This is a genomic window from Luteimonas sp. A277, assembly GCF_054052045.1.
Map to the genome: position 1 here is coordinate 66452 of NZ_JBSVRG010000006.1, position 26320 is coordinate 92771.

A 26320-nucleotide genomic window follows, 5' to 3' on the forward strand; every position below is an offset into this window, starting at 1 on the left:
GGGATATCGGCCGCGGTTTTCCCGGCCCTTTCCTTCCGCTGACAAAGTGATGCCGTGTCCATTTTTTCGAACCTGGAACTCGTGCCCGGGGATCCGATCCTCGGCCTGACCGATGCCTTTCGCGCTGATCCACGTCCCACCAAGGTCAACCTTGGGGTCGGGATCTACTACGACGAGGAAGGCCGGATCCCGGTCATGGGCGCGGTGCAGCAGGTGGAGCGCGAGCTGGCCGAACGCAGCCCGCCGCGCGGCTACCTGCCGATCGACGGCATGCCCGATTACCGCACTGCCACCCGTGAACTGCTGTTTGGCGCCGATTCGCCGCTGATCCGCGAAGGCCGCGCCAGCACCACCCAGACCATTGGCGGCAGCGGCGCGCTGCGGGTCGGCGCCGACCTGCTCAGGCACGCGCTGCCATTCGCCCGCGTGGCGATCAGCACGCCAAGCTGGGAAAACCACCGCGCCCTGTTTCCGGCGGCCGGCTTCGAGGTGGTGGATTACACCTATTTCGACGACGCCAGCCACGGCCTGGATTTCGACGGCATGCTGGCCGACCTGGGCAAGCTGGAAGCCGGCACCGTGGTGCTGCTGCACGCCTGCTGCCACAACCCGACCGGCGCCGACCTGACCCGCGAACAGTGGGCCCAGGTGATCGACCTGCTGCACGAACGCAAGCTGGTGCCGTTCCTGGACATGGCCTACCAGGGCTTTGACCAGGGAATCGCCGAAGACGCGCATGCCATCCGCCTGCTGGCCGAGTCGCCGATCCGCAACTTCCTGGTGGCGAGCTCCTTCTCCAAGTCGTTCTCGCTCTACGGCGAGCGCATCGGCGCGCTGACCGTGGTCAGCGACAGCACCGAGGAATGCGAGCGCGTGCAGTCGCAGGTCAAGCGGCTGGTGCGCACCAACTATTCCAGCCCGTCCAACCACGGCGCCGCGCTGGTAGCGGGCGTGCTCAACGACCCGGCACTGCGCACCCAGTGGGAAGAAGAGCTGGGCCAGATGCGCACCCGCATCCACGCCCTGCGTGACGGCCTGGTGGAACGGCTGGCGGCGCACGGCGCGGCGGATTTCGAGTTCATCCGCCACCAAGCAGGCATGTTCTCGTACTCCGGTCTCAGCCGGGCCCAGGTGGACCGCCTGCGCGAGGAGTTCGGCATCTACGCGGTCGGCACCGGGCGCATCTGCGTGGCCGGGCTGAACATGGACAACATCGACTACGTGGCCGAGGCGGTCTCCAGGGTCAGCCGCGGCTGACCGACACCGGCAGGGGACGCTCATGGACGCAGACGCCGGCGCAATGGACGATTTCATCCACGTGGTGCCGGGCGCCCTGGATGCAGATACCTGCGCGCTCATCGTCGAGCGGATGCGGGCCAGCAGCCAGCTGCAGCCGGGCCAGGTGGGCGGCGGGGTGTATCCCGAGCTCAAGCGCAGCCGCGACCTGTCACTGGCGGACAACCGGGAATGGGCCGACGTGGAGCAGGCGCTGAACGTGGCGGTCTACGCCGGCCTGCTCGATTACCTGCGCCGCTGGCCGCAGGCGCTGATCGCCCCGCTGATGCTGCAGCAGCCCGGCCCCGACGGCCAGCTGCGCCGGCTGGAAGCGGCCGACCTGGCGGCGATGGACAACGCTGCCCTCGGCCAGCTGGCCCGCACCTGCCTGCGCCCGGGCCAGGTGAACCTGCAGTGGTATGCCGCCGGCGAAGGCGGCTATCCGTACTGGCACTGCGAGCTGTACCCGCGCGATGCCCAGGGCGAGACCCTGCACCGCCACCTGCTGTGGACGATCTATCTCAATGACGGGTTCAGCGCCGGCGAAACCGAATTCCTGTTCCAGCAGCGCAAGGTGGCACCACGCACCGGCGACCTGCTGATCGCGCCCACCGCGTTTACCCACACCCATCGCGGCAACCGGCCCGAGGGTGGCGACAAGTTCATTGCCACCAGCTGGATCCTGTTCCAGCGTGCTGAACAGCTGTACAGCGCCACCGCCGACGGAAGCTGATCCCCTTTTGCTTATTCCCGGGCTTCCGGGCCGGTATCCAGGGGCAGTTGCACATGGAATGTGCTGCCGTGGCCCGGCTCCGAGTCTGCCCACAGGCGGCCGCCGTGACGCTCGACGATGGCGTGGGCAATCGCCAGGCCCAGGCCGTCGCCACCGCCCTGTTCGGTGGGGTGCAGGCGCTGGAACGGCTCGAACAGACGCCCGGCATAACGCATGTCAAAGCCGCGCCCTTCATCACCCACCTTGATCTGCATGCGCCCATCAACGACCTTGCCACTGACCCGGATCCGGACCGTCTCCTGCTGGCTGGAAAACTTCCAGGCGTTGTGTAGCAGGCGCTCGAACAGCTGCTTGAGCTGGCGCTCGTCGCCGCGGACGAACAAGTCGGGTTGTACGGTGGCTTCCAGGATCCGACCGGGCTCGGCGTCCTGCAGTTCGGCCAGGCTCCATTCCACCAGCAGGCCCACATCCACGCGCTGCATGCGCAGCGACGCGCGGGCCACGTGGGAAAGCTGCAACAGCCCGTCGATCAGGCCATCCATGCGCGCGGCCGCTTCGCGGATGCGCTGCACGTAACCGCGGCCCTCCTCCCCCAGCGCGGCGGAATGATGCTGGTCAATCAAGCCGGCGTAGCTGCTGATGGCGCGCAGCGGGGCGCGCAGATCGTGTGAAATGCCGGCTGCCAGCACCTCCTGTTGCGTGCGCAGCGCCTGCAACGCCTGTTCAGTTTTTACCAGCCGCTCGACGGGGGTGAGCGACGTCGGCGCGGAATCTGGATCGGAAAGCATCGCGCAAAGCCCCTGTGAAACGATCGCAGTGTACCGGCGTGGCGATGATGGTCACGTTGAATTTCCGGGCTGCGCGCGCCCTCAGAACAGTTCGCCCTGCGGTGACGGGGCCCGCGGCTGAACGAACAGGCCGCAATCCAGCGCAGGCAGCCGGCCATAGCCCAGGCGCCGCTGGACGCGGGCGAAGCGGGCGGCGATCAGGTCGGCGAACGGCCCATCGCCGCGCATGCGCCGGCCGAAGCTGCTGTCGTAATCCTGGCCGCCGCGCATCTGCTGGATCAGGCTCATCACGTGCGCAGCGCGATCGGGATAGTGCAGGGCCAGCCACTCGCGCCAGATCTCCTTGAGCTCATGCGGCAGGCGCAGCAGCACGTAGCTGGCGGCACCGGCACCGTGCTCGCGCGCCGCCTCGAGGATCGCTTCCAGCTCCATGTCGGTGATCGCCGGCACTACCGGGGCGACCAGCACGCCCACGGGAATCCCGGCATCGGACAGGCGCCTGACCGTGGCCAGGCGCGCATGGGGCGCGGCCGCCCGCGGCTCCATTTTTGCCGACAGGCGATTGTCCAGCGTGGTGATGGACAGGTACACGGTGACCAGGCCCTGGCGGGCCATCGGTGCCAGCAGGTCAAGATCACGGGCAACCAGCGCGCCCTTGGTCACGATGCTGCACGGGTGGCGGCACTCGGCCAGCACTTCCAGCAGCTGCCGGGTGACGCCCCACTTGCGCTCGATCGGCTGGTAGCCGTCGGTGTTGATGCCCAGCGCGATCGGTGAGCAGCGGTAGGAGGGTTTGGCCAGTTCCTCGCGCAGACGATCCGCGGCGTTGGTCTTGGCGTACAGCCGGGTTTCGAAATCCAGACCCGGCGACAGGTCCAGATAGGCGTGCGAGGGCCGGGCGAAGCAGTACACACACCCGTGCTCGCAGCCCCGGTAGGGATTGACCGACTGGGTGAAACCCACGTCCGGCGACTGGTTTCGGCTGATGACCCGCCGCGCCTTTTCTTCCGTCACCACGGTTTCCAGGCGCGACTGCCCCGCCTCTTCGGCAAGCACCTGGAGGCTGTCCCAGCCGTCGTCTTCCAGACGCACGGCCTGCCGCTGGAAGCGCCCGTCGACAAAGGACGCAGCGCCGCGACCGCGGACGGGTTCGGTGGCGGGGCCGTGGGGTCTGGCGCGGGTTCGCATGGCACCATGCTGGCACGCCGCCGTCGCAGGGCCCGAGACGGAAGCTGAAGGAGTCAGCTGAATACGTGGGTGTCCGGTCGCCCGCGGTCCTTTCGTTAATTACTCATGCACTGACGAAATACGAGGACCAGCGCACATTTACCGGGGGAAACATCATGCTGGCAGTCCGTCCATTCCATCATCAATTCCTGCAGTTCCTGCATGCCAGGCAGTCTCCCTGGCACGCGCCGCCATTGCGCGACGCTGAATGGAATTCCACTCGTCAATGCCCGCCTGTCATGTGCAGCCGGAGACCTGGTCCCGGCTTTCCGCCCATGCGGCGGGGACAGGTCGTGGCTGGGGCCGGTCAACCTGCCGTCGGCGCCCATTCCGCGAATTCCGCGTAACCCCGCCCCGGACGCTCCTGGCGGTTCCCACTCGCCCCCGTGACTCCCTTCTTTCAGACCTGACGATCCATGGACAGTCCTTCTCCTCATCGACGCTGCGTGATCTGGTTCGGAAAACCCTCCGCGCACGAACGGAAGATGTTGGCCGCGGCGGGCTGGAACCTGCGCGTGGTTGATCCGTGCGCCGACGGCCACGTGGGCATGCGCGGCGGTGACCAGGTGGTAGCGCTGGTGGACCTGCGCAATGGCGCCCCACAGGTGATTGAAGCGCTCAAGCGCACCGTGGTCGATCACGCCGATCTTCCATTGATCGCGATGATTCCCGACGATGGGGCTGATGATCCGGCGCTGCAACCGATCCTGCGGGCCTGCGGCGAACGCATCGTCTGCCCGTTCAACACCCAGCAGCTGTCCCAGGCTTTGGCGAACTTCGACGAACGCTCGCCGGGCAGCGGCGACATCGGCGGCATGATCGGCCAGAGCGCGCCGATGCTGGAGGTGCGCGCCACGCTGCACCGCTACGCGCGCGTGGACCTGCCGGTGCTGGTGACCGGGGAAACCGGCACCGGCAAGGAGCTCGCGGCGCGCGCCCTGCACGATCTTTCCGATCGCCGCCGCAGCCCGTTCATCGCGGTCAACTGCGGCGCGCTGCCGCCCGGGCTGATCCAGGCCGAGCTGTTCGGCCATGAGCGCGGGGCCTTCACCGGCGCCGCCAGCCGGCGTATCGGCCTGTTCGAATCGGCCAACACCGGCACCATCTTCCTGGACGAGATCGGCGACCTGCCCATGGACGCGCAGGCCAACCTGCTGCGCGTGCTGCAGGAAGGCACCCTGGAGCGGGTCGGCAACAGCCATTCCACCAAAGTGGACGTGCGCGTGCTGGCGGCCACCCACGTGGACCTGACCGAAGCCGTGGAACGCGGCCGGTTCCGCCGCGACCTCTACTTCCGCCTGGACGTACTGCATCTGCAGATGCCGCCGCTGCGTGAGCGCGCCGGCGACATCGAGATCCTCGCCCGGTGTTTTTTGGAAGAGTTCCGCAGCCTGCACCCGGTCAGCGCGCGCGGGTTCGACCCCTCGGCCCGGCGCGCCCTGCTTGCCCATCCGTGGCCGGGCAACGTGCGCGAGCTGCTCAACCGCGTGCGCCGTGCCGCGGTGATCACCCGGCGGCCGCTGATCAGCGTGGCCGACCTGCAGCTGGAGCACGACGCAGCCCGCAACGGGGAAGACTGCCTGGACAGCGCCCGCCACAGCGCCGAACGCGAGGCGGTGCTGTCGACCCTGCGCGAGACCGGCTTCAACGTCAGCGCCTGCGCCCGCCGCCTGCGGGTCTCCCGGGTCACGGTCTACCGGCTGTGCAAGAAGCACCAGCTGTCGCTGGCCGAGCTGCGCTGAGAGGCCGGCGCTGGGCAGCCGACGCCGGGCGCGCCGCAACGCAACGGCGATCTACAGGGTGTAGGGGATCTTGAAGTTGAGACTGAAGTCAGGCGCGTCGGGAGTCAGGCCGATGCCGAGCATGCCCACGAACGTGGCCTGCGGGCTGAGCGCGTGGGTCACGCCCAGGCTCAGGGTGGCGGCGTTGCCATCGGAGCCGATCAGCTTCACCCATTCACCGCCCTCATAGCGGGTGCGCGCACGGGCGTTGAACCGGTTGTTGTAGGCAATGCTCAGGCTGGTGCGCTCGTTGAAGGCGAACGCCACGCCGGCACCCAGGGTGAACGCGTGGCCGAGCCTGACGTCGCCCGGATTGACCGTGGCCGGATTGTTGTCGAGGTCGTCGAAGCTGGCGGCGAACGCGTGCGTGTAGCCAATGCTGCCGAACAGGATCGCCGGCTCGGTGGCCTTGACCGCGGACAGATTGGCCGACGCCTGCCACACGCCGTTGCCGGTCGGCTGCTCCTCGGGGACCGCGAAACGGATGAAGTCGTCCTCGTCACGCTCCAGCACCCGCCACGGAATCCCGTACGGCTCGCGCCCGGTGGGGGCGGTGACCCCCATGGTGAGCACGGTCTCGGGCACCAGCCCGCGTTCGGAGAACAGCTTGTAGTTGGCGCTGGCGGTGATGTCACCCAGGCCCGATCCGCTGGTGTGCGCCTGCGCGATGACCGCCGCAGCGCCGCCTGCACCGCCCTTCTGGTAGACGGTGCGCCGCCAGATCCACGGCACGTCCAGGTTCAACGTCAGTCGCGGCGACACACCCCAGCGCGCACCCAGGTTGTAGGTGGCGGTGTCGGATTCGACGTTCTCGATCGCGATATTGCCCAGGAAGATGGCGTCCAGGGCCAGGAAGCCGTTGAGGGTGAGCTGCTTGCGGTCGTAGCGGTTGTAGCTGATGCCACTGTCGATCACCAGTCGCTGGTTGAACAGCGCCTGCTGCTGCTGGCGCACGTCGGACACGCTGCGGGCCTCTTCTTCGCGCGCGCGCGCGGCGTCCTCGGCAGTACTCGCATAGCCGGAATCCGGCGGCGCTGCCGCGGCCGGCGCCTGCGCGGTGGCCGGTGGCGGGGGTGGGGGTGGGGCGACCGCCGCCTCCGCCTGCGCTGGCGGGGCCGCCTGGGTGGCCGGTGCGCGCCCGGTGATGCGCGCCTGCAGCGCCTGCATCTGCATGTCCAGCTCGCGCAATCGCCGTACTTCCTGGGAATAGGCGGCCTTGAGCGCCGCCAGTTCCTGCATCATGCGCGCCACTTCTTCCCGTTCTTCTGCACTCAGGGCCATCCCCGTCGGTTGCGCCTGGCCCGGCGGCGGCTCCACCTGGGCGACAACGGGCGTTGCCACGCACGCCAGTGCGGCGGCCAGCGCCCATGCCAACGGCGTTGGACGCGGGTCGCTGCCCCTGCGCACAACCCGACGTCCCTGTCCCTGATGCTCTCCCCCGAGTCGCATCAGAGACCGCCGATTCCGCGCGTGGTCACCAGCGCCTGGGCGACGTTCTGGTTGAGCATCGCGGTCGCCGGCAGCGATTCGCGCACCATATCCAGATGCAGCCGATTGCTGACCGACTGGCCGTCGCTGGTCAGGCGGATGCTCTGGCCCATGCTGCCCGCGCGGATCCATTGTTCGACCGCGCCGTGACCCTCGACTGCGAGCAGCACGCCGGCAGTGTTGCCGTCGAACTGGACGCTTGCCGAGGCCGCTCCGGCACTCTGGCTGATCCCGCCCGCGGGCGCGCCCCCGGCATTGGCCACCGGACCCTCGCCGTCACGCAGCGTCAGCGAGGTCAGGTTGCTGGCGGCGTTGCCGTCACCGGCCACCTGCACGCCCTGGACCAGGCCGGAGACGTTGGCCAGACCGGCGCTGTCCACGCTGCGCTGGCCGGACGGCACAGGCATCGGCGCGTGTTCGTCGGTCAGCACCACGTTGGGGCTGAAGCTCACCACCGGCTGGCCGTCGCTGAAATCAAAGCCGATGTCGAGCCGTCCCTGCAGCATCTGCCCGGAACCCGTCTGCCAGCTGGAAATCATCGACACCCCGAACCACAGCACCTTGTTGTCGCCGGCGATGAAGCGGCCGCGCATCAGGTCAAGTTCCGGGTCGGGAATCTCGGTCAGTCCCCGGGCCGTGGGGGCCGGGGCCTGCTCGGCCAGCGCCGGCGCGCTGCACAGCATCGCTCCCAGCAGCAGCGCACGGCCCAGCGAATGGATTGTGTTCATTTCACAGCTCCGTCAGAACAGGTCCGCATGGGTGAAGCCGAAATCAAGCAATTCGGCATCGGTCAACGGTCCCTGACGTGCATACAGGGCCTTGGCGCTAGCGCGCGAAGGTGGGTCCAGCAGCACGGTATTGCGGTCAAAGTCACTGCCTATCACGACAAACACGGCCCGCGACGGCCACCCGGCCATGAATTCATCGAGCGGGACGCTGCGGTTGCCCAGCATCGGGTCGCCGATCTCCACGGTCTCGCTCTGGACCTGCTTGAGAACCACGAAATGCCGGAACCCGGCCACGTCCATCAGCACGATCGCAGGCACCCGCAGGCTGCGCAGCCGCTCCTCATCCACCCGGTAGCCGCGTCCGCGCATGCCCAGGGATTCGACGTACTGTTTGATGTCCAGCAGCGAAAAACCACGCTCGCGGACGATTTCGGGATCGGAGACCATCATCATGCCTTCGATCACTGTCGCCTCGTCGGCATCGAGCCGGTAGGCGTAGCGCAGGATGGTGGCTAGCGCCGCGGCTCCGCAGCTGTAGTCGGTGTACTGGCGCACCACGTGCCGGAACCGGCCCTCGGTCATGCTTTCGACCGGCTTGGTAAACAGCGCCCCGTTGGGCAATACGCCGGCGAACTGGATGTCCGCCGCATGCACGCCCGGGAGGGCTGCCAATCCGACCAGGGCCAAGATCGCCGCGGCCCGTCGCGCCGTCTGGCGCCAGGTCCTGGTCCAGTGCGGCAAGGTATTCGTCATCCTGGTCTTCCCGTCTCTACGTTGGATGTCCGAGATGGAGGCCCCGCTCCGCGGGGGAGGCGGAGCGGGGCTTCCGTTGCATCCCGGTCACAGGGGAAGGACCGGGAAACCTCTTTACGCCGTCAGGCGTTGTTTACTCGGGGCCACCATTGCCACCATTGCCACCGTTGGCACCCGGCTGGGCAACGGCCATGGACAGGCTGTTGGCCTGCATGTTGCCGCTGCCGGCAGCCAGGTTGACGCCGATGTTGCCCGAGGCGTTGGCAAACGCGTTGTCGGACAGCGTCGCCGTGTTGGTCGCATCGCGCACGATCCACTGGGTCGTCGTCACGGTGCCGGCCAGGCTGGCCTGCAGGTCGCTGAAGGACAGCTCATCGAACGACAGCGTGCCGGACTCGGTGCCTGCGTACTCGCCTTCCTCGACGTTGTCGAAGCCCAGGCCGCCGACACCGTCCCGGAACGGATTGGCCACTGCACCCTGGCTTTCGGAGTCGAAGTCGGCATGGCCGATCGCGTCGCCTGCCGGATGCTCCTCGCCTTCCCACATGTCAGCGTAGAAGTTGCTGCTCTGGTAGGAATTTCCGGTGCCTGCGTAGCCGCCCAATGCGGAACCCTCGTAGGTGCCGGTGACCGAACCGCTGGTCTCGCCGCTCACCGTGCCGCTCAGGGTGATGTCAATCGTGTCGGTCAGCTCTTCCATCACGCCGGTGTTGGATACGACGTTGCCGGTGGAGATCTGGTTGGAGCTGACCGAAGCCTGCGCATAGGCGGCGGTGGCAACCGAGGATGCCATCGCGTTCTTCTGCATGTTGTTGTTGCCCGACGCGATGTTGGCGCCGATGTTGCCCGACGCGTCGCTGAAGGCGTTGTTGCCCAGGCTGGCGCTGTTGGTCACGCCCATGTTGACGGTGGCGTTGCCGGCGCCGTACTGGTTGACGAAGATTTCGGCGTCGGCCAGGCCGAACGAGAAGCCCGCGTCGGCGGCGGCCAGCGCGGCGGCGTTGTCCTGCACGTTGTTGTCGCCGGCGGCGACGTTGAACTGCAGGTTGCCCGAAGCCGCGGTACCTACATCGTCACCGATCGATGCGTCGTTGGTCAGCATGTCGTTCAGGCCAACGTTTTCGGTGTTGGATTGGCGATTGTCGACCAACGCGATGGCGGCCGAATCCAGGTCGATCTCGCCGGTGATGGTCGGCTCGCCGGTGAAGGAGATGTCCGAGTTGAGCGAGATCGACTTGTCGATGTTGACGCTCACGCCGTGCTCGTCGCGCTCGCCGCGGATGTCGGTACGGCCGAACTCGTTGCGCACGATGTTGGAGGTGACCTCGTTGGTCTCCACGTTTGAGATGACGGTCTCGCTGATGTCGCTGCTGACGAATTCGCTGACGTCGGAAGTGAAGAACTCGCTGACGTCGGAGGTGACGGTCTCGTTGACGGTCGAGTTGGTGGTGTCGTTGACGACGACATTGCGGTTGAGGTTGTCGTTGTAGTCGTAATCGTAGTCGAGGGTGACGTCGCCACCGACGAGCAATTCACCGCCAACGGCCACTTCACCCACGGCTTCAATGTCGCCGAAGATGGCGATGTCGGTGTCCACCGTGGTAATGACCTCTGGCGGCGCGACCTGCGCCGCAGCGGTGCCCATCGCGAAGGTCGCGACGGCGACTGCAAGTGCAGTCATCTTCAGATTGCCTTTCATGGTTGTCTCCTGTTGAACTCTCTCTGGATCAAATGCCGGGGCCGGCGCCTTGTACGGAGATCAGAAGCCTGTTCTCCGTGAAATTGGCGACACCCGCGGCCTGGTTGAGCTGCAGAACCCCATCGAACCCCTGCAAGGCGGACCCCTCGACGCCCACCTCACGGGTATGCGTTCTTGCGGCCCCTGGTTCGGGGATGGCTTGCACTCCTGCCGACGCGAAGTCCGCCGACGCCAACATCGCGTCGGGGGTTTCACGTATGCCTCGTTGTGCCAGCGCCACCGTCACTGCGTTAAGTTCCGCATTGCCGGTGCCGCTGGCCTGATTGATTGATGCCAGGCCGCCGGCGCCCTGGAGGACGTTGCCGGTAATGACGGCGATGGCATGGTTGGGGGCGGTGCCCCCGTCGCCCTGGCTGCGCTGGAGCGCAGTGGCAGACGCCTGGGCAAGCTCGCCAATCGCGATGCTGCGCAGGTTCGCCTGCTGGTTGAGATCGCCGGCGGCGATGTTGACCGCGATCGCGCCGCTGGCGCCCGCCAAGGCGTTGTCTTCAAGGCGGGTCTGCGCCAGGTACTGGAGCATGTCCGCGTAGTCGTCCGCTTGCTGTGCATGCGCGGGTGTCGCCGCGAGCAGCGGCAAGCCGATCACAAGCACTGCGATCCCCACGAGACGGCCCATGGTCATGGTCCGCCCGGGCCGCTTTTGCCGAGCGGGAACTGCGACATGGCCCCGGTCACGTGGCTGCCAATGCCCCGGGTGGTCGTGCCTACTGTCCCCAGCGGGCCCGAAAGCGCACCGCCGACACTTCCGCCCACGGCGCCGGAGTGCTGCACCTGACCGGTGCCCAGGCCGACGCTGATTGCATTGTTCACCGTGCCGTCGATGCCCGACGCCGGACGCGCCGGGCCGAGGCTGTGGCCGGAGGAAATCGCCGCGAAATCCGCATCGCTCATTTCCCCGGTGCCCAGGCCGGCGTGCAGCTCACGGCTGGGCCTGGGATCAACGATCAGGGCCACGCTGGGCGGGGCCGGACGGTACGCAGGGCGCGCATTGACGTTCCGCAGCAGCACCATTTCCCCGTGTTGGGGATGGACGCCTGTACGTGACCCGGCCGCCTGCGCAGTGACAGGCGCCAGCATCAGCGCGGTCAGTGCTGTGAGCAGGAGGAAAGAAGATTGTCTGGTCATGGGGCACACGCTCGCAGTGGTAGCGGACAGTGACTACGCAGGCCCCGTGCCAACTGTTTTTACCCAATCAATTCAATGACTTGCATTCATGGCCAATCAGCTTTGCCTGCCAGGGTGTAACAGCTACTTGGCAGCTGCGGGCGCGTTGCCGGTGCAATCTCCCGCAACGGCGCGGATTTCACCCTCCAGCGGGGTGTAACACCGGTGTTACACCCGCGACCTCGGGCGTTACAGTGCCGTGGACACCCGTGGGTTCGGCAACCGCCGCGCTCGGGTTAGCCTGTAAAAGCGCCGGCTCGGCGCCTGTCGAAGGATGTGGGACATGTCCGAACTGCTGCAGCGTGGCTGGGAGCTGCTCGCCTCCGGCAGTGGCCTGGTCCTGGTGCTGGTATTCGGCTGGCTGGCCTATCTGCTGCTGCTGGGCGGGTGGATCATCCTGCAGAAGCGCGAGCCGGTAGCGACGCTGAGCTGGCTGCTGGGCCTGGCCCTGCTGCCCTATCTCGGGTTCCTGATCTACCACGTGTTCGGCCCGCAGCGGATCCGCCGCCATCAGCTGCGGCGGGAAACCAGCCGGGCACGGATGACCGGAGATGCCGATTACACCGGAGAATCCAGCGATGCCGCGGAGCTGACCCGCCTGGCCGAAGCCAGCACCGGGCTGCCCCGCAGCCTTGCCCACAGCGTGCGCTTGCTGGTGGATGGCTGTGCCACCTACGACGCGCTGCTGGACGACGTGCGCGCGGCCACCACCCACATCCATCTTGAGTACTACATCTACCACCCGGACCATGCGGGCACGGCGCTGCGTGATGCGCTCACCGAGCGGGTGCGCGCCGGGGTCAAGGTGCGGCTGCTGATCGACGCGGTCGGCGGCAGCCGGTCGCGGCGCTTCTTCACCGATTTTGTCGAAGCCGGGGGCGAGCTGGCGTGGTTCCATCCGCCCAAGTTCGGCCGCGTCTGGCAGCGCCCGTGGCTGAACATGCGCTCGCACCGCAAGATCGTGGTCATCGACGGTCGGATCGGCTACACCGGCAGCGTCAACATCAGCGACGATCATGATGAGCGCCATAATGATGACGCGTTCCGCGACCTGCACCTGCGGCTGGAGGGCGAAGCGGTGCTGCGCCTGCAGCGTGTGTTCGTGGAGGACTGGATCTACGCCACCGGCGAAGATGCCTGTGTTGATGAAATCCATCGGCAGACTCCCCGCCCAGATGAGCTCGGGACCATCCGCACCCAGATCCTCACCTCAGGACCTGATTCTTCCTGGGAAGCCATTCACCGCCTGCACGTGGGCGCGATCCACGGCGCGCAGCGGCGGGTATGGCTGGCCACCCCCTACTTCGTGCCAGGCGAGGCGGCAATGATGGCGCTGACCTCCGCCGCCCTGGCCGGACTGGACGTGCGACTGCTGGTTCCCAAGCGCTCCGACAGCCGCCTGGTCACCCTGGCCGCGCGCTCGTATTTCGACACCCTGATCAAGGCCGGGGTGAAGGTGCACGAGTACGGCCCGCGCATGCTGCATACCAAGGCCCTGCTGGTGGATGACCACCTGGTAGTGCTTGGCAGCGCCAACTTCGATCACCGCAGCTTCCGCCTCAACTTCGAGGTCTCGGCACTGCTTGATGACACCAACCTGGCCGCCAAGCTTCAGCGGCACCTGCAAGGCGAATTCGAAAATGCGCCCGTGGTCCAGCGTGCCGAAGGACGACCGCTGTTTCGTGAACTCCTGCCCGAGGCACTGGCCAGACTGCTGTCACCGCTGCTCTAGGATCCGGGACGGACGGCTGGTTCCATGGACCGGGCGGCTTCCCGGGCGCGGCCAAGGCGTTAGACTGTTCCCGTTCAAGGAGGAAAACACCCCATGCCCTGGCTGTTCCTGCTGCTGGCAATCGCCGCATTTGCAATTGCAATGACCACTACCTCGATGGCGCTCGCCGTCATTTGCATCCTGGTGGCGCTGGTGCTGATGGTGATCTGGGTGATGGGCCTGGTTGCACAAAGGGTCGGTACGCGCTCAAGGGACGAGACGATGATGATCGACCCGCAGGAGCTGCGCCGACTGCGCGAACAGGCCGAGGCCCGCCGTGCGTCTGGGTCCGTGGCCGATCGCACATCGGCCGCTGACCGCTGACCGAACACCTTGGCCGGGAAGCCGCTTTTCATGACCAGACTCAGCGTGAACCTCAACAAGGTTGCCCTGCTACGCAACTCGCGCGGCGGCGGCGAACCCGACATCCTGCGCGCGGCGGTGACCTGTCTGGATGCCGGCGCCCACGGCCTGACCCTGCATGCCCGCCCCGATGCGCGCCACGCCCGCACCGACGATGTGCTGAAGCTGGCCCGTCTGTGCCGGGAACGCGGCGTGGAGTTCAACCTGGAAGGCAATCCCTTCGCCCCTGCGCGGGCGGGCTATCCGGGTTTCCTGCCGCTGTGCGAACGGGCCCAACCCCATCAGGCGACCCTGGTTCCGGATGGAGATGAGCAGCTCACCTCCGATCATGGTTTCGATCTGGCCGCCGATGCCGAACGGCTTCGCCAGCCGATTACGGCCCTCAGGGACATGGGCTGCCGGGTCAGCCTGTTTGCAGATGCCGACACCGGCTTGAGCCTGACCCGCGCGGCGGCAATCGGCGCCGACCGGATCGAGCTCTACACCGGTCCCTTTGCCGAAGCCCACGCACGCGGGGAGGCCTCCACGGCGCTGCCGATGTTCATTGCTGCAGCCAGTCGTGCGCAGGACGCCGGGCTGGGCGTCAACGCCGGCCATGACCTGAGCCAGGACAACCTGGGTGAATTCCTGGCCGCGGTACCCGGCGTGCTTGAGGTCTCGATCGGTCATGCGCTGATCAGCGAAGCCCTCTACCAGGGCTTGGCCACCACGGTGTCAAACTATCGGAAAATAGTCGCGGTCTGAGGACTGACGGTACAGACATTGAAGGCACGACAAAAAAACGCCGCCCATTGGGCGGCGTTCAACTTTGCGGCTGTTGTCCGGTACGCCGCGCTGCAGGCAACGGCGTACCGGGAACACCTCTGTTTCTTGGCCCTGTTTCTTGGCCTTACTTCTTGACGAAGCCGATCTTCAGCATCTGCGCGTTCTTGGCTTCAGCCAGGACCTTGGCCAGGATTCCATATTCCGAATCCTCTGCGGCGTCGATCTCCAACGTCGGCTGATTGCCCGGATCGCGCTGGACCTCGGCTTCCATCATGTTGCGCAGGGCGGTCACCGGCGTTGGACTGTCATTCCAGAACACCTGACCCGCACCATCGATCCGCAGCCGGATTGGCTCCGGCGGGTCAAGCCGCTGCTCCGGTGGCGTCTCGGAGCGCTGCGGCAGGTCGATATCGATGGGGTAAGACAGCTGCGGCGCGGTCACCATGAAGATGATCAGCAGAACCAGCATCACGTCCGCAAGCGGAATGATGTTGATTTCAGCCATTGGGCCGTCGCTGGAGTTGGAACTGAACGCCATCGTGGATCTCCGTTGTTACTCGCGTGTGGCGACAAAGCCGACCTTGCGCATGCCCTGGGCCTGCGCAATGGTCACCACCTCGTTGATCGTGCGATACGGGGTGGTGCGGTCGCCGCGCACGTTGACCGGTGGCTGCGGCGTCTTCTGCGCCTCCACCGAAAGCGCGCTTTCCAGCAACTCGCGTGTGACCGGCTGGTCATTGAGGAAGATATCGCCGTTTTCCTTCACTGCGATGGTGATCGGCGGCGCAGGCGGTGCCTGGTCGGGGCGGTCTTCCAGATCGGCACGGGGCAACTCGACTTCAACCCGATGTGCCATCAGGGGTGCTGTCACCATGAAGATGATGAGCAGCACCAGCATCACGTCGACCAGCGGCACGACGTTCATCGCCGCCATCGGCTCGCCGCCACCTTGGTTGGCACTGTAGGACATATGCGGCCTCCCTCAGTCTGTCCGGATCAAGCCTTCTTTGCAGGTGCCGGGGCGGAAACATCACCCACGCGCGAACCGATCGCAAAGAAGTCGTGCAGGTCATGGGCGAAGGTATCGAGCTTGTTGTTGAGCATCCGGTTGCCGCGGTTGAAGAAGTTGTAGCCAAGCACCGCCGGAATTGCCACGCCCAGACCGATCGCGGTCATGATCAGCGCCTCACCCACCGGACCGGCCACCGCGCCGATGTCCGCCTGGCCGCTGGCGCCGATGCGGATCAGGGCGCGATAGATGCCCCACACCGTACCGAGCAGACCAACGAACGGAGCGATCGAACCCACGGTGGCCAGCAGGGTCAGACCGGACTCGAGACGCAGCGATTCACGCACAACGGCCTGACGCAGCGCGCGGTCCACGTACTCGGAGCGGGTCAGCGACTCGACCAGGCGCGAGCCTTCGTGGCGCTGGTGGTGTGCAGCCGCCTGGGCAGCATCAAGGGCGACCTTGGAGAACGGCTCGCTCGGACGCTGTTCTTCCATGTAGCGGATTGCGTCCTGCGCGTTCGGGGTTTCCCAGAACGTGCGGACCACGCGGTCGGAACTGCCTTTGAGGCGCTGGTTCTTGATCAGGTTGAAGATGATCCAGTAGATCGAAAGCGCGGACATGACGAGAAGGGTGATCAGAGCCGACCAGCCGACGATGTCCAAGTGCTGGATCATGTCGGCGAAGCCCATCTGCTGCAGCGCTGCGGCGCTGTCGGCGGCTCCGGTAGGGGCGTTGGTGGTTTCCTGCAGCATGACGCTTACCTTTGAATGTTGAAGGTGGAGTTGGTGAATCGGGATTGGAACTGATGAATCTTGTGGAAGCAGTGGAGCACGCGATCAGTCGAGGTTGAAGTCAACCGGAACGCGCACGCGCCCGGCAGCTGCAACACCATCGACCTGGGCCGCGTTGAAGCGCCACTTGCGTGCCGCCTGGATGGCCGCACGGTCAAGGTCACGGTTACGGCTGGAGCGTTCGACCTCGACATCGGTGACGTTGCCCTGAGCATCGACGCTGATAATCAGGATTACCGTACCGGTAATGCCCGAACGCAGCGCTGCCGGCGGGTAGCGCGGCGGATTCATGGCTCGCGACGACACGTCAACGCTGGCCTCGATGGCCGTCGGCGGCGCGGGCGGCGCAGGCGGGGTCGGCGGCGGCGCGGGCGTGTCCATCGGCGAAGGGGTGTCGAAGACCACCGGCGGATCATCCGGCGGCGGCGGCAGCGGCGAAGGCTGCGGCGGCGACAGTTCCTTGATCTCCGGCGGCCGTTCCTCTTCCGGCGGCGGCGGCGGTGGCGGGGGTGGCGGCGGCGGCGGTTCGATGATCACGACCTGGGTCACGTCATCCCGTTCCGCCTCGGCGGCGGGAGGATTGACGGGAGCCAGGAGCAGCAGCACGGCTGCCACGTGGAAGGTGATCACCATGGTGAAGCCGGCGATGCGCGCCCAATCCAGGCCTGGGTCCTGGCCCGTCTCGTTGCTCGGCAAGCGTTGCGTCATGCGGAAAAACTCGAGTCTATCCGGACGTGCGGCCCGGTTCTGGTGGTTCGGAAATCCCGTTGCGTTTTGCCAACGGGAAATTCCAAGTCTATACCAATCCTGTTACGCGTTACCAACCGAAATGGGGCAACGATTGGCACATGCGAAAGCACGAACAGATCAGTTTCCGATGATGCGCTGCGCATCTTCCGGACGCCTCACGCCTTTCTCCAGCGCCTGCCTGGCGGCATCAACCGCCTCGGCTTCGCGGCCCTCTCCGTACAGCACGCGTGCCAGGTTGAGGTAGGTCTCCCCGCTGCTGTCCAGCGGAGCAGCCTTGCGGTAGGCCTCGATCGCCGGTTCCACCTGATCGGAAAAGTAGTGCGCCTGCGCCAGCGCAAGGTAAGTCTGGTGGTTGCTTTCCAGCACGCCCTTCTCAAGGCCGTCGTTGATCACCGCAATAGCTGCCGCTTCGCCGCCGTCGGAGTTCAGGTGCAGGGCCATCAGATTGCGGTACTCGCGATCTTCGGTGAGCTGGCCGCTGGCACGCAGCCGCTCCATCACCTCGATCGCCTTCTCATTCTCGTCGGCCTGCATGTACATGCCGGCCAGGTTGATCTGCGAACGCTTGTCATCGGGTGCGTCGGCAGCAATCTGCTCGGCCAGGGCAGTCGCCTCGGCGTCGCGGCCCGTTTCTGCATAGGCCGCCATCAGGAGCTGGGTCCAGCTCGCCTGTGGGGCTTCGGCGGTGTCGATGGCCTGGCGCAGCACGGGAATGGCTTCGTCGAAACGCTCCGCCTGGTAGAGCAGCTGCCCACGCAGGACAAGATCATTCGTGTCGGTGCTGCCCGACTCGGCGAAGTAGCGGTCCAGCAAGGCCAGGCTCTGCTCGGTCTCCTCATCCTGGGCGTGCAGCTGGGCCAGCATCAACATGGTCTGGAAATGGTTGTTGTTGTCGAGCGCGTCGAGCTCGATGGCCTGGGCGATATAGCGCTTGGCAGCCTCGATGTCATCGGTGTTGTACGCCGCATGGCCTGCCATCTGGGCGGCGAACGCCCTGTCGTAATCATTTGCCCGCTCCTGGCCAAGGATGTCCTCGGCATGCTCGATGACCTTGGCGTAGTCATCATCCTGCATCGCGGAGTTGAGGCGGTTCAGCCGCTGCGACATCCGGGTGGAGGCGGTTTCGCCGGGCGCCTCGCGCGTAGCATTCGGGTAACGCTCTTCGATTTCCTGCTTGGCGCTGGATCCACGCCTGCTGCGTTGGCACTCATCGGCGGCAGCTTCGGTCATGACGGGCGAAGTGGCTGCCTTCGCGTGTGCGGCGGTCCCGCCGGCGAGCGCCGCGGCAACGGCCAGTGCAATCAGGGCGGGAGCATGGGTGATGGATTTCATGAAGTTACCTTTATCTCTGGACGACATCCGGGTGCCCGGACACATCGGAAAACGGGATTCTGGCACATGACCGGCTCAGGAACAGCAGCCGACACGGGGAAAAGAGCGCTGATCAGCCGCAGGCGGGCCTGCGTCCGGAACTGCGGGCCTGCTCATAGACGGGCACGAGACCGGAGGCACGGGCCTGCAGTTCGCCGATGCGCGCCTCGGGGTTGGGATGGGTGGACAGCCACTCGGGCGGCCGGCTGCCACCGGCGGAAATCATGTTCTGCCACAGGTCGACGGCCTTGCGCGGATCAAAGCCGGCGCGGGCCATCAGGTCCTGTCCAACCACGTCGGCCTCGGTTTCCTGCGCACGCGAACCAGGCAGCAGGAAGCCTGCCTGGGCCGCAATACTGCCGCCCTGCATCGCGGCATTGCCAATGCCCTCGCCATAGCGTGCACCCAGCAGCCCGCCGACCACCTGCAGCGCACCGGCGGCGCCGTACTGGCGGGTGATGCGCTCGTCGTGATGGCGGGCAGTGACGTGGCCGATCTCATGGGCAACCACCGCCGCCAGCTGGTGCTGGTCACGGGCCACGGTGAACAGACCCGTGTTCACGCCGACCTTGCCACCGGGCAGGGCGAAGGCATTGGGGCTGTCATCGACGAACACCGCAGCCTCCCAGGCAATCTGGCGCTGGTCGGCCGGCAGTTCCCGCACCAGCGCGTTGACCACGCAGGTGAGATAGCTGCTCTGCTGGCCGCCGGCCACGCGCTGTTCGTTCTTCATCTGGGTGAAAGCCTGGGCGCCAAGCTGGTTGAGCTGATCCTGCGACACCGCGCCCACGTACTGGGTGCGGCCGGTAGGCGAGGTGGTGGTGGCGCAAGCGACGGCCACCAGGGCGACGGCCAGCGCCAGGAGAAGCTTCTTCATGGGTGTGTTCCCTGTCCTTGTACCGGAGTGCTTTGAAGCCGTTGTAGTCGGCTCGGGCTGAAGAATATGTAAACAGTGCCCGCGACCGGCCAGGGAAGGCCGGCCGGGCAAAGTCCGGTCAGACGTCCAGGTTCGAAACCTTCAGCGCGTTGTCTTCGATGAATTCGCGGCGCGGCTCCACCACATCGCCCATCAGGATGCTGAAGATCTGGTCGGCGCCCACTGCGTCCTCGATCCGCACCTGCAGCAGGCGGCGGGTGTCGGGGTTGACCGTGGTGTCCCACAGCTGCTCGGGATTCATCTCACCCAGGCCCTTGAAGCGCTGGATCTGCCGACCGCGCTTGGCCTCGTCCATCAGCCAGGCATGGGCCTGGGCGAAGTTGGTCACTGATTGGGTCCGATTGCCGCGCAGGATCATGGCCCCTTCGCGGATCAACCCGTGCAGCAACTCGGCCGCGTCACGCACCGGCTTCAGTTCACCGCTTTCCAGCACTGCCAGCGGCAACACATGGCGCTGCTCCATGCCCATGTGGCGGCGCGTGCCCACCAGGGCCACGGGCCGACCGTCGGCATCGGTCTGCAGGTCCAGCGTATACACCGGCCTGCCCGCACCGCTCTGGTTCAGGCGTGCAGCAAGGGCATCGAGCTCATGGCGCTCGTCGATGTTCTCGATGACGATTTCCGGATCCAACGGGGTGAAGTCGATCAGCGCCTCGATCAGTGCCGGATCGTGGCGGTGCGCGTTGCGGGCGATCGCTTCCTGGGCCCGGGCGTAGACCAGTAGCAGGTTTTCCAGCGCCTGGCCTTCGATCGGCGGCTCGCCCTCGGCCGGCACCAGCGAAGCGCCCTCGACCGCATTGGACGCCAGATAGGCGTTGAGCGCCGCGTCGTCCTTCATGTAGAGCTCGTTCTTGCCCTGCTTGACCTTGTACAGCGGCGGCAGGCCGATGTAGACGTGGCCGCGCTCGATCAGCTCCGGCATCTGCCGGTAGAAGAAGGTCAGCAGCAGGGTGCGGATGTGGGCGCCGTCCACGTCCGCGTCGGTCATGATGATGATCTTGTGGTAGCGCAGCTTGTCCGGATCGTAGTCGTCCTTGCCGATGCCGGTGCCCAGCGCCGTGATCAGCGTGCCAACCTGGTCGGAAGACAGCATGCGGTCGAAGCGGGCGCGCTCGACGTTGAGGATCTTGCCGCGCAGCGGCAGCACCGCCTGGTTCTTGCGGTTGCGGCCCTGCTTGGCCGAACCGCCAGCGGAGTCACCCTCGACGATGAACAATTCGGACAGGGCCGGATCCTTCTCCTGGCAGTCGGCCAGCTTGCCCGGCAGGCCGGCGATATCCAGCGCGCCCTTGCGTCGGGTCAGATCACGGGCCTTGCGTGCGGCCTCGCGGGCGCGGGCAGCGTCCACCGCCTTCTCGGTGATGGCCTTGGCTTCGTTGGGGTTTTCCTGGAGGAATTCTTCGAGGCGGGCGCCAAAGGTCTGCTCCACCGCCGGTCTCACGTCCGATGAGACCAGCTTTTCCTTGGTCTGCGACGAGAAGCTGGGGTCGGGGACCTTAACCGACAGCACCGCGATCATGCCCTCGCGCATGTCGTCGCCCGACAGCTGCACCTTGGCTTGGCGGGCGACGCCGTTCTGCTCGATGTAGTTGGTCAGGGTGCGCGTCAGCGCGGCACGGAAACCCTGCAGGTGGGTACCGCCGTCCTTCTGCGGGATGTTGTTGGTGAAGCAGTACATCGTTTCCTGATAGGAATCGGTCCACTGCAGGGCCACTTCCACCACGATCCCGTTCTGCTCGCCGGACACCGCGATCACGTTCGGATGCAGCGGGGTCTTGAGCTGGGCCAGGTGTTCGACAAAGGAGCGGATGCCGCCTTCGTATTCGAACGTATCCCTGCGCTCGTTGCCGTCATCATCTCCGCGCTCGTCCACCAGGGTGATGCGCACGCCCGAGTTCAGGAATGACAGCTCGCGCAGGCGCCGGGCGAGGATTTCGTACTGGAACTCGGTGTTGGTGAACATGTCGGTGGACGGCTTGAAGCGCAGCACCGTGCCGCGTCGGCCATCGGCCGGCCCTACCGCCTTGAGCGGATACTGGGGTTCGCCGTGCCGGTATTCCTGGCGGTAATGCTCACCATCGCGCCAGATGTCGAGCGACAGATGCTCGGACAGCGCATTGACCACCGAAACGCCGACGCCGTGCAGGCCGCCAGACACTTTGTAGCTGTTGTCGTCGAACTTACCGCCCGCGTGCAGCACGGTCATGATGACCTCGGCGGCGGAAACCCCTTCTTCCTTGTGCACGTCAACGGGAATGCCGCGGCCGTTGTCCGACACCGAAACCGAGCCGTCCTGGTGGATCGTGGCCACGATTTCGTCAGCATGCCCGGCCAGCGCCTCGTCGACAGCGTTGTCGACCACCTCGAACACCATGTGGTGCAGGCCGGTGCCGTCATGCACGTCGCCGATATACATGCCGGGCCGCTTGCGCACGGCTTCAAGGCCGCGCAGCACGGTGATCCGGCTGGAATCGTAGGAAGCGTTATCGACTTCCGGCGTATCGGGAGTGGTGTCAGTCATTCATGTATCCGGGTTGGCTGGAAGCTCCAGCGCGTTTGCAACGCACGAGAGCCCGCCCAGCGCTAACAAGGGGCTCAACCGATGAATTATAGCATTTGCCCCGCCCTGCCCCCTGAGCGGGTCGGTGCAGCGATCAGGCCCCGCTGATCCTGCCGTGTTCCACGTGGAACACACGCACCGGCTGCCCGACAGGCGCTTCGGGCGCGTCAGTCCCCGTCACGAAGACCTGCGCGCCGCTTTCCGCCAGAGTTGCCAGCACCCGGGCGCGGTGACCCGCATCAAGTTCGGACGCCATGTCGTCCAGCGCCACTACCGGCCACTCGCCCAGCTGATCCGCCAGATGCCGGGCCTGGGACAAAAGACAAGACAGCGCGGCGAGCTTGGCCTGACCGCGCGACAGGGCCTCGTCATGCTGCATCGACGCGAAAGCCACCCGCCAATCCGCACGATGAGGTCCGGTGCTGGTATGTCCCAACATCCGATCCCTGTCCCGGGCCAGCAGCAGCGCGTCGGCCAGGGACATGCTTTCCCTCTTCCATCCGGGGAGAAATTGCAGCCCGGCGTGCCCGAGCATCGGTGCAATCTGCGCAGAGGTGGCCGCCAGCACGTCCTGCAGGCTCTGCAGGTAGGCCTCGCGAAAGTCCGTCAGCCCCTCTCCGGCCGTCACCAGCTCCAGATCCCAGACGTCCAGCTGGTCAGACGGCGCCCCTTGCTTCAGCAGCGCATTGCGCTGCCTCAAGGCCCGGGCATAGCGCCGCCACAGCGGAAGGAACCCGGGTTCCACGTGGAACAATCCCCAATCCATGAACCGGCGCCGCGGATCTCCGCTGCCGCCGACCAGGGCATGGCTGCCGGGCTCGAAGGTCACCACCTGCAGCGCGGCACAGAGTTCCCCAAGCTGGACAACCCCCTGCCCGTCCAGACGGCCCTCCCAGCTGCTACCGGAATGGCGCAACCCTGCCCGACGGTCGCGCTGCGCGCTGTCCTGTGACCATTCGACGTAGATTTCCAGAGCCTCTGCGCCAGTCCGGATCAACCCATCACGCACTCGCCCGCGGAAGCTGCGGCCGTACGCCATCAGGTGCAGCGCTTCCAGCACGCTGGTCTTGCCAGCGCCGTTGTCCCCCAGCAACAAATTGAGCCCGGGGGCCGGTTCGAGCTCCACCTGCTCCAGGCGTCGCAGATCGCTGATCCGCAGCCGGCTCACCCGCATCGGATCCCCCGGCTGGGCAATGTCCAGGGAGAAAAACGCCCGGACTGGGCCGGGCGTTTTTGTTTCACGTGGAACATGGCGCCTGTCACAAACGCAGCGGCATCACCACATGCCGGCATTTCTCACTGCTCGCCTCCCGCACCAGTGCGGATGAGTTTGCGTCGCGAAGCTGCAGCACCACCTCCTCGTCACGCAAGGCGCCCAGCGCGTCCAGCAGGTAGTTCACGTTGAAACCCACTGCCAGATCGTCGACCGTGGTTTCGGCCTCGATCTCTTCCTGGGCCTCTTCCTGCTCGGGGTTGTGCGCGCTGATCTTGAGCTGCCCCGGGGACACTTCCACCCGTACGCCGCGGTACTTCTCGTTCGACAGGATGGCGGCACGCTGCAGCGCGGCGCGCAGGACTTCGCGGTTCACGCGCACTTCGCGGTCGGCACCAATCGGAATCACCGCCGCGTAATCGGGGAAGCGGCCGTCGATCAGCTTGCTGGTGAAGGTCACATCGTCGCGTTTGACCCGCAGGTGGCTGCGGTCCAGCTCCAGCTCCAGCTCGCGGTCGCCGCCCTCCAGCAGCCGTTGCAGCTCGGTCACGCCCTTGCGCGGCAGGATGATCTGGCGCTTGCTGGAAACGTTGGACTCCAGTGGCGCCTCACACAGGGCCAGGCGGTGACCGTCGGTCGCCACGCAGCGCAGCCGGTCTTCGCCAAGATCGAACAGCAGCCCGTTGAGATAGTAGCGCACGTCCTGCTGGGCCATGGCGAACGAGGTCCGTTCGATCAGCTCCTTCAGCGCCGCTTCGGGCACCCGGATCCGCTCGGTGGTCTCGACTTCGTCAATCGCCGGGAAATCATTGGCGGACAGGCTGGCCAGGCTGAACCGGCTGCGGCCCGCCTGCACGGTGATCTTGTCGCCGGCCTGGCTGACCGTGACCTTGCTGCCGTCGGGCAGGGCTCGAACGATTTCGAACAGCTTGCGCGCCGGAATCGTGACTTCCCCGTCCTCGGCATCGTCGACCAGGGTGCGGGCAACCATTTCCACTTCCAGGTCGGTCCCGGTCAAGGACAGCTGCCCGTCCTGGACCTGGGCCAGGAGGTTGGCCAGCACCGGCAGGGTCTGCCGACGCTCGACGACGTTGACCACCTGGGTCAGTGGCTTGAGAAAGACTTCGCGCTGGAGGCTGAAACGCATGCCGGTGGGTTCCCCTAGGCTCTACCAGTTTTAGTATAAGAATCAAAAGCTGGTGGTGGTGGTGTCGCCGAAAACGCTTGATAACTACTTCAAGTTGTTGATTTGTAACGTGAATTTTGCAGTAACAACCAGGTGTACAACTTGCCCTGGATGGTGAGTGCAACCTGTGGACAACTTTGGCGCCGGTAAATTATCCCAGACTTGTCCACAGCTTGCCCCCGACTTTGTCATCCACGTGTTCCGGGGCGCTAAAAAGGCACTTATTCACTCAGTTTCCGGATCAATTTATCCCAATCCTCGCGCAGCTTGCCGTCGGTTTCCATCAGCTTGCGGATCTGGCGGCAGGCGTGCAGCACGGTGGTGTGGTCGCGACCGGCAAAGGCATCGCCGATCTCGGGCAGGCTGTGCTCGGTCAGCTCCTTGGACAGGGCCATCGCCACCTGGCGGGGGCGGGCCAGCATCCGGGTGCGCCGCTTGGACAGCAGATCCTTCATCTGCAGGCCGTAGTAGTCCGCCACGGTCTTCTGGATGTTGCCGATGCTGACGCTCTGCATCTGCGAGCGCAGCAGATCGCGCAGGGTTTCCTGGGCGAACTCGGCGGTGATGGCGCGGCCGGTGAAGTTTGCCCTTGCCGCCAGGGTGTTGAGTGCCCCTTCCAGGTCGCGCACGTTGGAGCGCATGCGCTTGGCAATAAGGAAGGCCACGTCCTCGGGGATCTGGGCTCCGCGCTCCTGCGCCTTGGACAGCACGATCTGGGCCCGGGTCTCGAAGTCCGGCGGATCAATCGCCACCGACAGCCCGGAGGCCAGGCGCGACTTCAGCCGTGGCTCAAGGCCCTCCACCTCCCGCGGGAACCGGTCGCAGGTCATGATGATCTGCTGGCGGCCCTCGAACAGCGCATTGAAGGTGTGGAAGAATTCTTCCTGGGTGCGTTCCTTGCCGGCGAAAAACTGGATGTCGTCGATCAGCAGCGCGTCCACTTCATGGAACTGCCGCTTGAATGCATCCATCGCCCTTTCCTGCAGGGCCCGCATCATGGCGTTGAAAAACTGGTCCGAGCGCAGGTACAGCACGCGGACGGAAGGATTGATCTCGCGCATCCGGTTGCCCGCGGCGAACATAAGGTGGGTCTTGCCCAGTCCGGTGCTTCCATAGAGCAGCAGCGGGTTGTGGGCGCGGTCGCCCGGGTTTTCAGCCGCGTGCCAGGCCGCGGCACGGCCCAGCTGGTTGCTGCGGCCCTCGACGAAGTTGTCGAACGAGTAGTGGCTGTCCAGGTTGCCGTGAAACACCGGGCCCGTCGGCGCAGAAACGGCCAGCGTCTGCTGCACCGGGACGCTGGGCCGCGGCATCGAGCCGATTTCCAGCGACACATCGTCGTTGCCGCCGAAATGGCCGAGCAATTCGCGGATGCGTTCCAGGTAGCGCGAGCGGACCTCGTCGCGCACGAATGCGTTGGGCGCGTACAACACCATGGTGTTGTCACGGCGCGTCGCCTGCAGGGGTCTGAGCCAGGTGTGGATGTCTTCGGCCGGCAGTTCGGCTTCCAGACGTTCAAGGCAGCGGGGCCAAGCTTCCATGTGTGAATGTATGATGCGTCTTGCTGGGCAGGCGCCGTCCACGGCACTGCCCCGGGTCGGTGACCAGGGGCAACCGGATGGGCGCGGAAGCCGCAGCCTACCACCGCCCCCGGGGTCGCGCATCCAGTCCCCGCCCCCGAGTTGACTGCCTGCCTGGGCCGGCGCTATCATCGCTGGTTCGTTTAGCGCAGCGTAACGCCGCGCCCCCGCACGAGAAACCTTAGAAATGGCTACCAAGCGCACTTTCCAGCCCAGCAACATCAAGCGCAAGCGCGACCACGGCTTCCGTGCCCGCATGAAGACTGCGGACGGCCGCAAGATCTTGGCCCGTCGCCGCGCCAAGGGCCGTCGGCGCCTGTCGGCCTGA

General features: G+C 65.9%; 25 protein-coding genes. 7 read left to right on the forward strand and 18 right to left on the reverse strand.

What is annotated here, in order from left to right; all coding sequences use genetic code 11:
* Positions 1–54: 54 nt before the first annotated feature.
* Entirely contained in the window at positions 55–1257 is a 1203-nt protein-coding gene (locus tag ACW7G2_RS07300; RefSeq protein ID WP_456974249.1) for an amino acid aminotransferase, read from the forward strand.
* A 22-nt stretch (positions 1258–1279) separates the two neighbouring features.
* A complete protein-coding gene (locus tag ACW7G2_RS07305) occupies positions 1280–2008 on the forward strand; it encodes a 2OG-Fe(II) oxygenase (protein WP_456974251.1) in 729 nt (242 codons plus the stop codon).
* Between the two features lie 11 nt (positions 2009–2019).
* On the opposite strand, the gene ACW7G2_RS07310 is transcribed toward ACW7G2_RS07305, so the two are convergent.
* Entirely contained in the window at positions 2020–2796 is a 777-nt protein-coding gene (locus tag ACW7G2_RS07310; protein ID WP_456974253.1) for a sensor histidine kinase, read from the reverse strand.
* A gap of 81 nt (positions 2797–2877) precedes the next feature.
* Entirely contained in the window at positions 2878–3984 is a 1107-nt protein-coding gene (locus ACW7G2_RS07315) for a PA0069 family radical SAM protein (RefSeq protein ID WP_456974255.1), read from the reverse strand.
* A 524-nt stretch (positions 3985–4508) separates the two neighbouring features.
* Between ACW7G2_RS07315 and ACW7G2_RS07320 the strand changes: the two genes are divergently transcribed.
* Positions 4509–5765, forward strand: a complete 1257-nt coding sequence (locus ACW7G2_RS07320; RefSeq protein ID WP_456974257.1) for a sigma-54 interaction domain-containing protein — start codon at positions 4509–4511, stop codon at positions 5763–5765.
* A gap of 51 nt (positions 5766–5816) precedes the next feature.
* On the opposite strand, the gene ACW7G2_RS07325 is transcribed toward ACW7G2_RS07320, so the two are convergent.
* The 6 genes from ACW7G2_RS07325 to ACW7G2_RS07350 form a co-directional block, all read right to left on the reverse strand.
* The gene (locus tag ACW7G2_RS07325; protein WP_456974259.1) at positions 5817–7145 is read right to left on the reverse strand and encodes a hypothetical protein; all 1329 of its coding nucleotides are present in this window, start codon (positions 7143–7145) and stop codon (positions 5817–5819) included.
* Between the two features lie 107 nt (positions 7146–7252).
* Positions 7253–8020, reverse strand: coding sequence for a hypothetical protein (locus tag ACW7G2_RS07330; protein WP_456974261.1), 768 nt, complete (start codon positions 8018–8020; stop codon positions 7253–7255).
* Positions 8021–8032: 12 nt separating this feature from the next.
* Positions 8033–8773, reverse strand: coding sequence for a C39 family peptidase (locus tag ACW7G2_RS07335; protein ID WP_456974263.1), 741 nt, complete (start codon positions 8771–8773; stop codon positions 8033–8035).
* A 133-nt stretch (positions 8774–8906) separates the two neighbouring features.
* Positions 8907–10472: an adhesin gene (locus ACW7G2_RS07340; RefSeq protein WP_456974265.1), complete on the reverse strand. Its 1566-nt coding sequence runs from the start codon at positions 10470–10472 to the stop codon at positions 8907–8909.
* 28 nt (positions 10473–10500) lie between these two features.
* Positions 10501–11148: a hypothetical protein gene (locus tag ACW7G2_RS07345; RefSeq protein ID WP_456974267.1), complete on the reverse strand. Its 648-nt coding sequence runs from the start codon at positions 11146–11148 to the stop codon at positions 10501–10503.
* Positions 11149–11150: 2 nt separating this feature from the next.
* On the reverse strand, positions 11151–11657 hold the full coding sequence (locus tag ACW7G2_RS07350) for a hypothetical protein (protein ID WP_456974269.1): 507 nt from the start codon (positions 11655–11657) through the stop codon (positions 11151–11153).
* Between the two features lie 322 nt (positions 11658–11979).
* On the opposite strand from ACW7G2_RS07350, the gene cls reads away from it, so the two are divergent.
* From cls to ACW7G2_RS07365, 3 genes are all read left to right on the forward strand, one after another.
* Positions 11980–13428, forward strand: coding sequence for a cardiolipin synthase (gene cls / locus ACW7G2_RS07355; protein WP_456974271.1), 1449 nt, complete (start codon positions 11980–11982; stop codon positions 13426–13428).
* Between the two features lie 93 nt (positions 13429–13521).
* On the forward strand, positions 13522–13791 hold the full coding sequence (locus ACW7G2_RS07360) for a hypothetical protein (RefSeq protein WP_456974273.1): 270 nt from the start codon (positions 13522–13524) through the stop codon (positions 13789–13791).
* 30 nt (positions 13792–13821) lie between these two features.
* On the forward strand, positions 13822–14574 hold the full coding sequence (locus ACW7G2_RS07365; protein WP_456974275.1) for a pyridoxine 5'-phosphate synthase: 753 nt from the start codon (positions 13822–13824) through the stop codon (positions 14572–14574).
* Between the two features lie 145 nt (positions 14575–14719).
* Here ACW7G2_RS07365 and ACW7G2_RS07370 read toward each other — a convergent pair whose 3' ends face one another.
* The 10 genes from ACW7G2_RS07370 to dnaA all read right to left on the reverse strand — a co-directional run bounded on the left by ACW7G2_RS07370 (position 14720) and on the right by dnaA (position 25953).
* Entirely contained in the window at positions 14720–15133 is a 414-nt protein-coding gene (locus ACW7G2_RS07370; RefSeq protein WP_456974277.1) for an ExbD/TolR family protein, read from the reverse strand.
* 15 nt (positions 15134–15148) lie between these two features.
* Complete coding sequence (locus ACW7G2_RS07375; protein WP_456974279.1) at positions 15149–15565, reverse strand: ExbD/TolR family protein; 417 nt, start codon at positions 15563–15565, stop codon at positions 15149–15151.
* Between the two features lie 26 nt (positions 15566–15591).
* Positions 15592–16359, reverse strand: coding sequence for a MotA/TolQ/ExbB proton channel family protein (locus ACW7G2_RS07380; RefSeq protein WP_456974281.1), 768 nt, complete (start codon positions 16357–16359; stop codon positions 15592–15594).
* Positions 16360–16443: 84 nt separating this feature from the next.
* Positions 16444–17106, reverse strand: coding sequence for an energy transducer TonB (locus ACW7G2_RS07385; RefSeq protein WP_456974283.1), 663 nt, complete (start codon positions 17104–17106; stop codon positions 16444–16446).
* Between the two features lie 159 nt (positions 17107–17265).
* Positions 17266–18480 (reverse strand): tetratricopeptide repeat protein, encoded by a 1215-nt coding sequence (locus ACW7G2_RS07390; RefSeq protein WP_456974285.1) that lies wholly within the window; start codon positions 18478–18480, stop codon positions 17266–17268.
* 112 nt (positions 18481–18592) lie between these two features.
* A complete protein-coding gene (locus ACW7G2_RS07395; RefSeq protein WP_456974287.1) occupies positions 18593–19396 on the reverse strand; it encodes a M48 family metallopeptidase in 804 nt (267 codons plus the stop codon).
* 118 nt (positions 19397–19514) lie between these two features.
* Positions 19515–21977 carry a DNA topoisomerase (ATP-hydrolyzing) subunit B gene (gene gyrB, locus ACW7G2_RS07400; RefSeq protein WP_456974289.1) on the reverse strand — a complete coding sequence of 821 codons (2463 nt, stop codon included), beginning with the start codon at positions 21975–21977 and terminating at the stop codon, positions 19515–19517.
* Between the two features lie 133 nt (positions 21978–22110).
* Positions 22111–23190 (reverse strand): DNA replication/repair protein RecF, encoded by a 1080-nt coding sequence (recF, locus tag ACW7G2_RS07405; RefSeq protein WP_456974291.1) that lies wholly within the window; start codon positions 23188–23190, stop codon positions 22111–22113.
* An 85-nt stretch (positions 23191–23275) separates the two neighbouring features.
* On the reverse strand, positions 23276–24376 hold the full coding sequence (gene dnaN / locus ACW7G2_RS07410; RefSeq protein ID WP_456974293.1) for a DNA polymerase III subunit beta: 1101 nt from the start codon (positions 24374–24376) through the stop codon (positions 23276–23278).
* Positions 24377–24636: 260 nt separating this feature from the next.
* Positions 24637–25953, reverse strand: a complete 1317-nt coding sequence (dnaA, locus tag ACW7G2_RS07415) for a chromosomal replication initiator protein DnaA (RefSeq protein WP_456974295.1) — start codon at positions 25951–25953, stop codon at positions 24637–24639.
* A 226-nt stretch (positions 25954–26179) separates the two neighbouring features.
* On the opposite strand from dnaA, the gene rpmH reads away from it, so the two are divergent.
* Positions 26180–26320, forward strand: coding sequence for a 50S ribosomal protein L34 (gene rpmH / locus ACW7G2_RS07420; protein ID WP_456974297.1), 141 nt, complete (start codon positions 26180–26182; stop codon positions 26318–26320).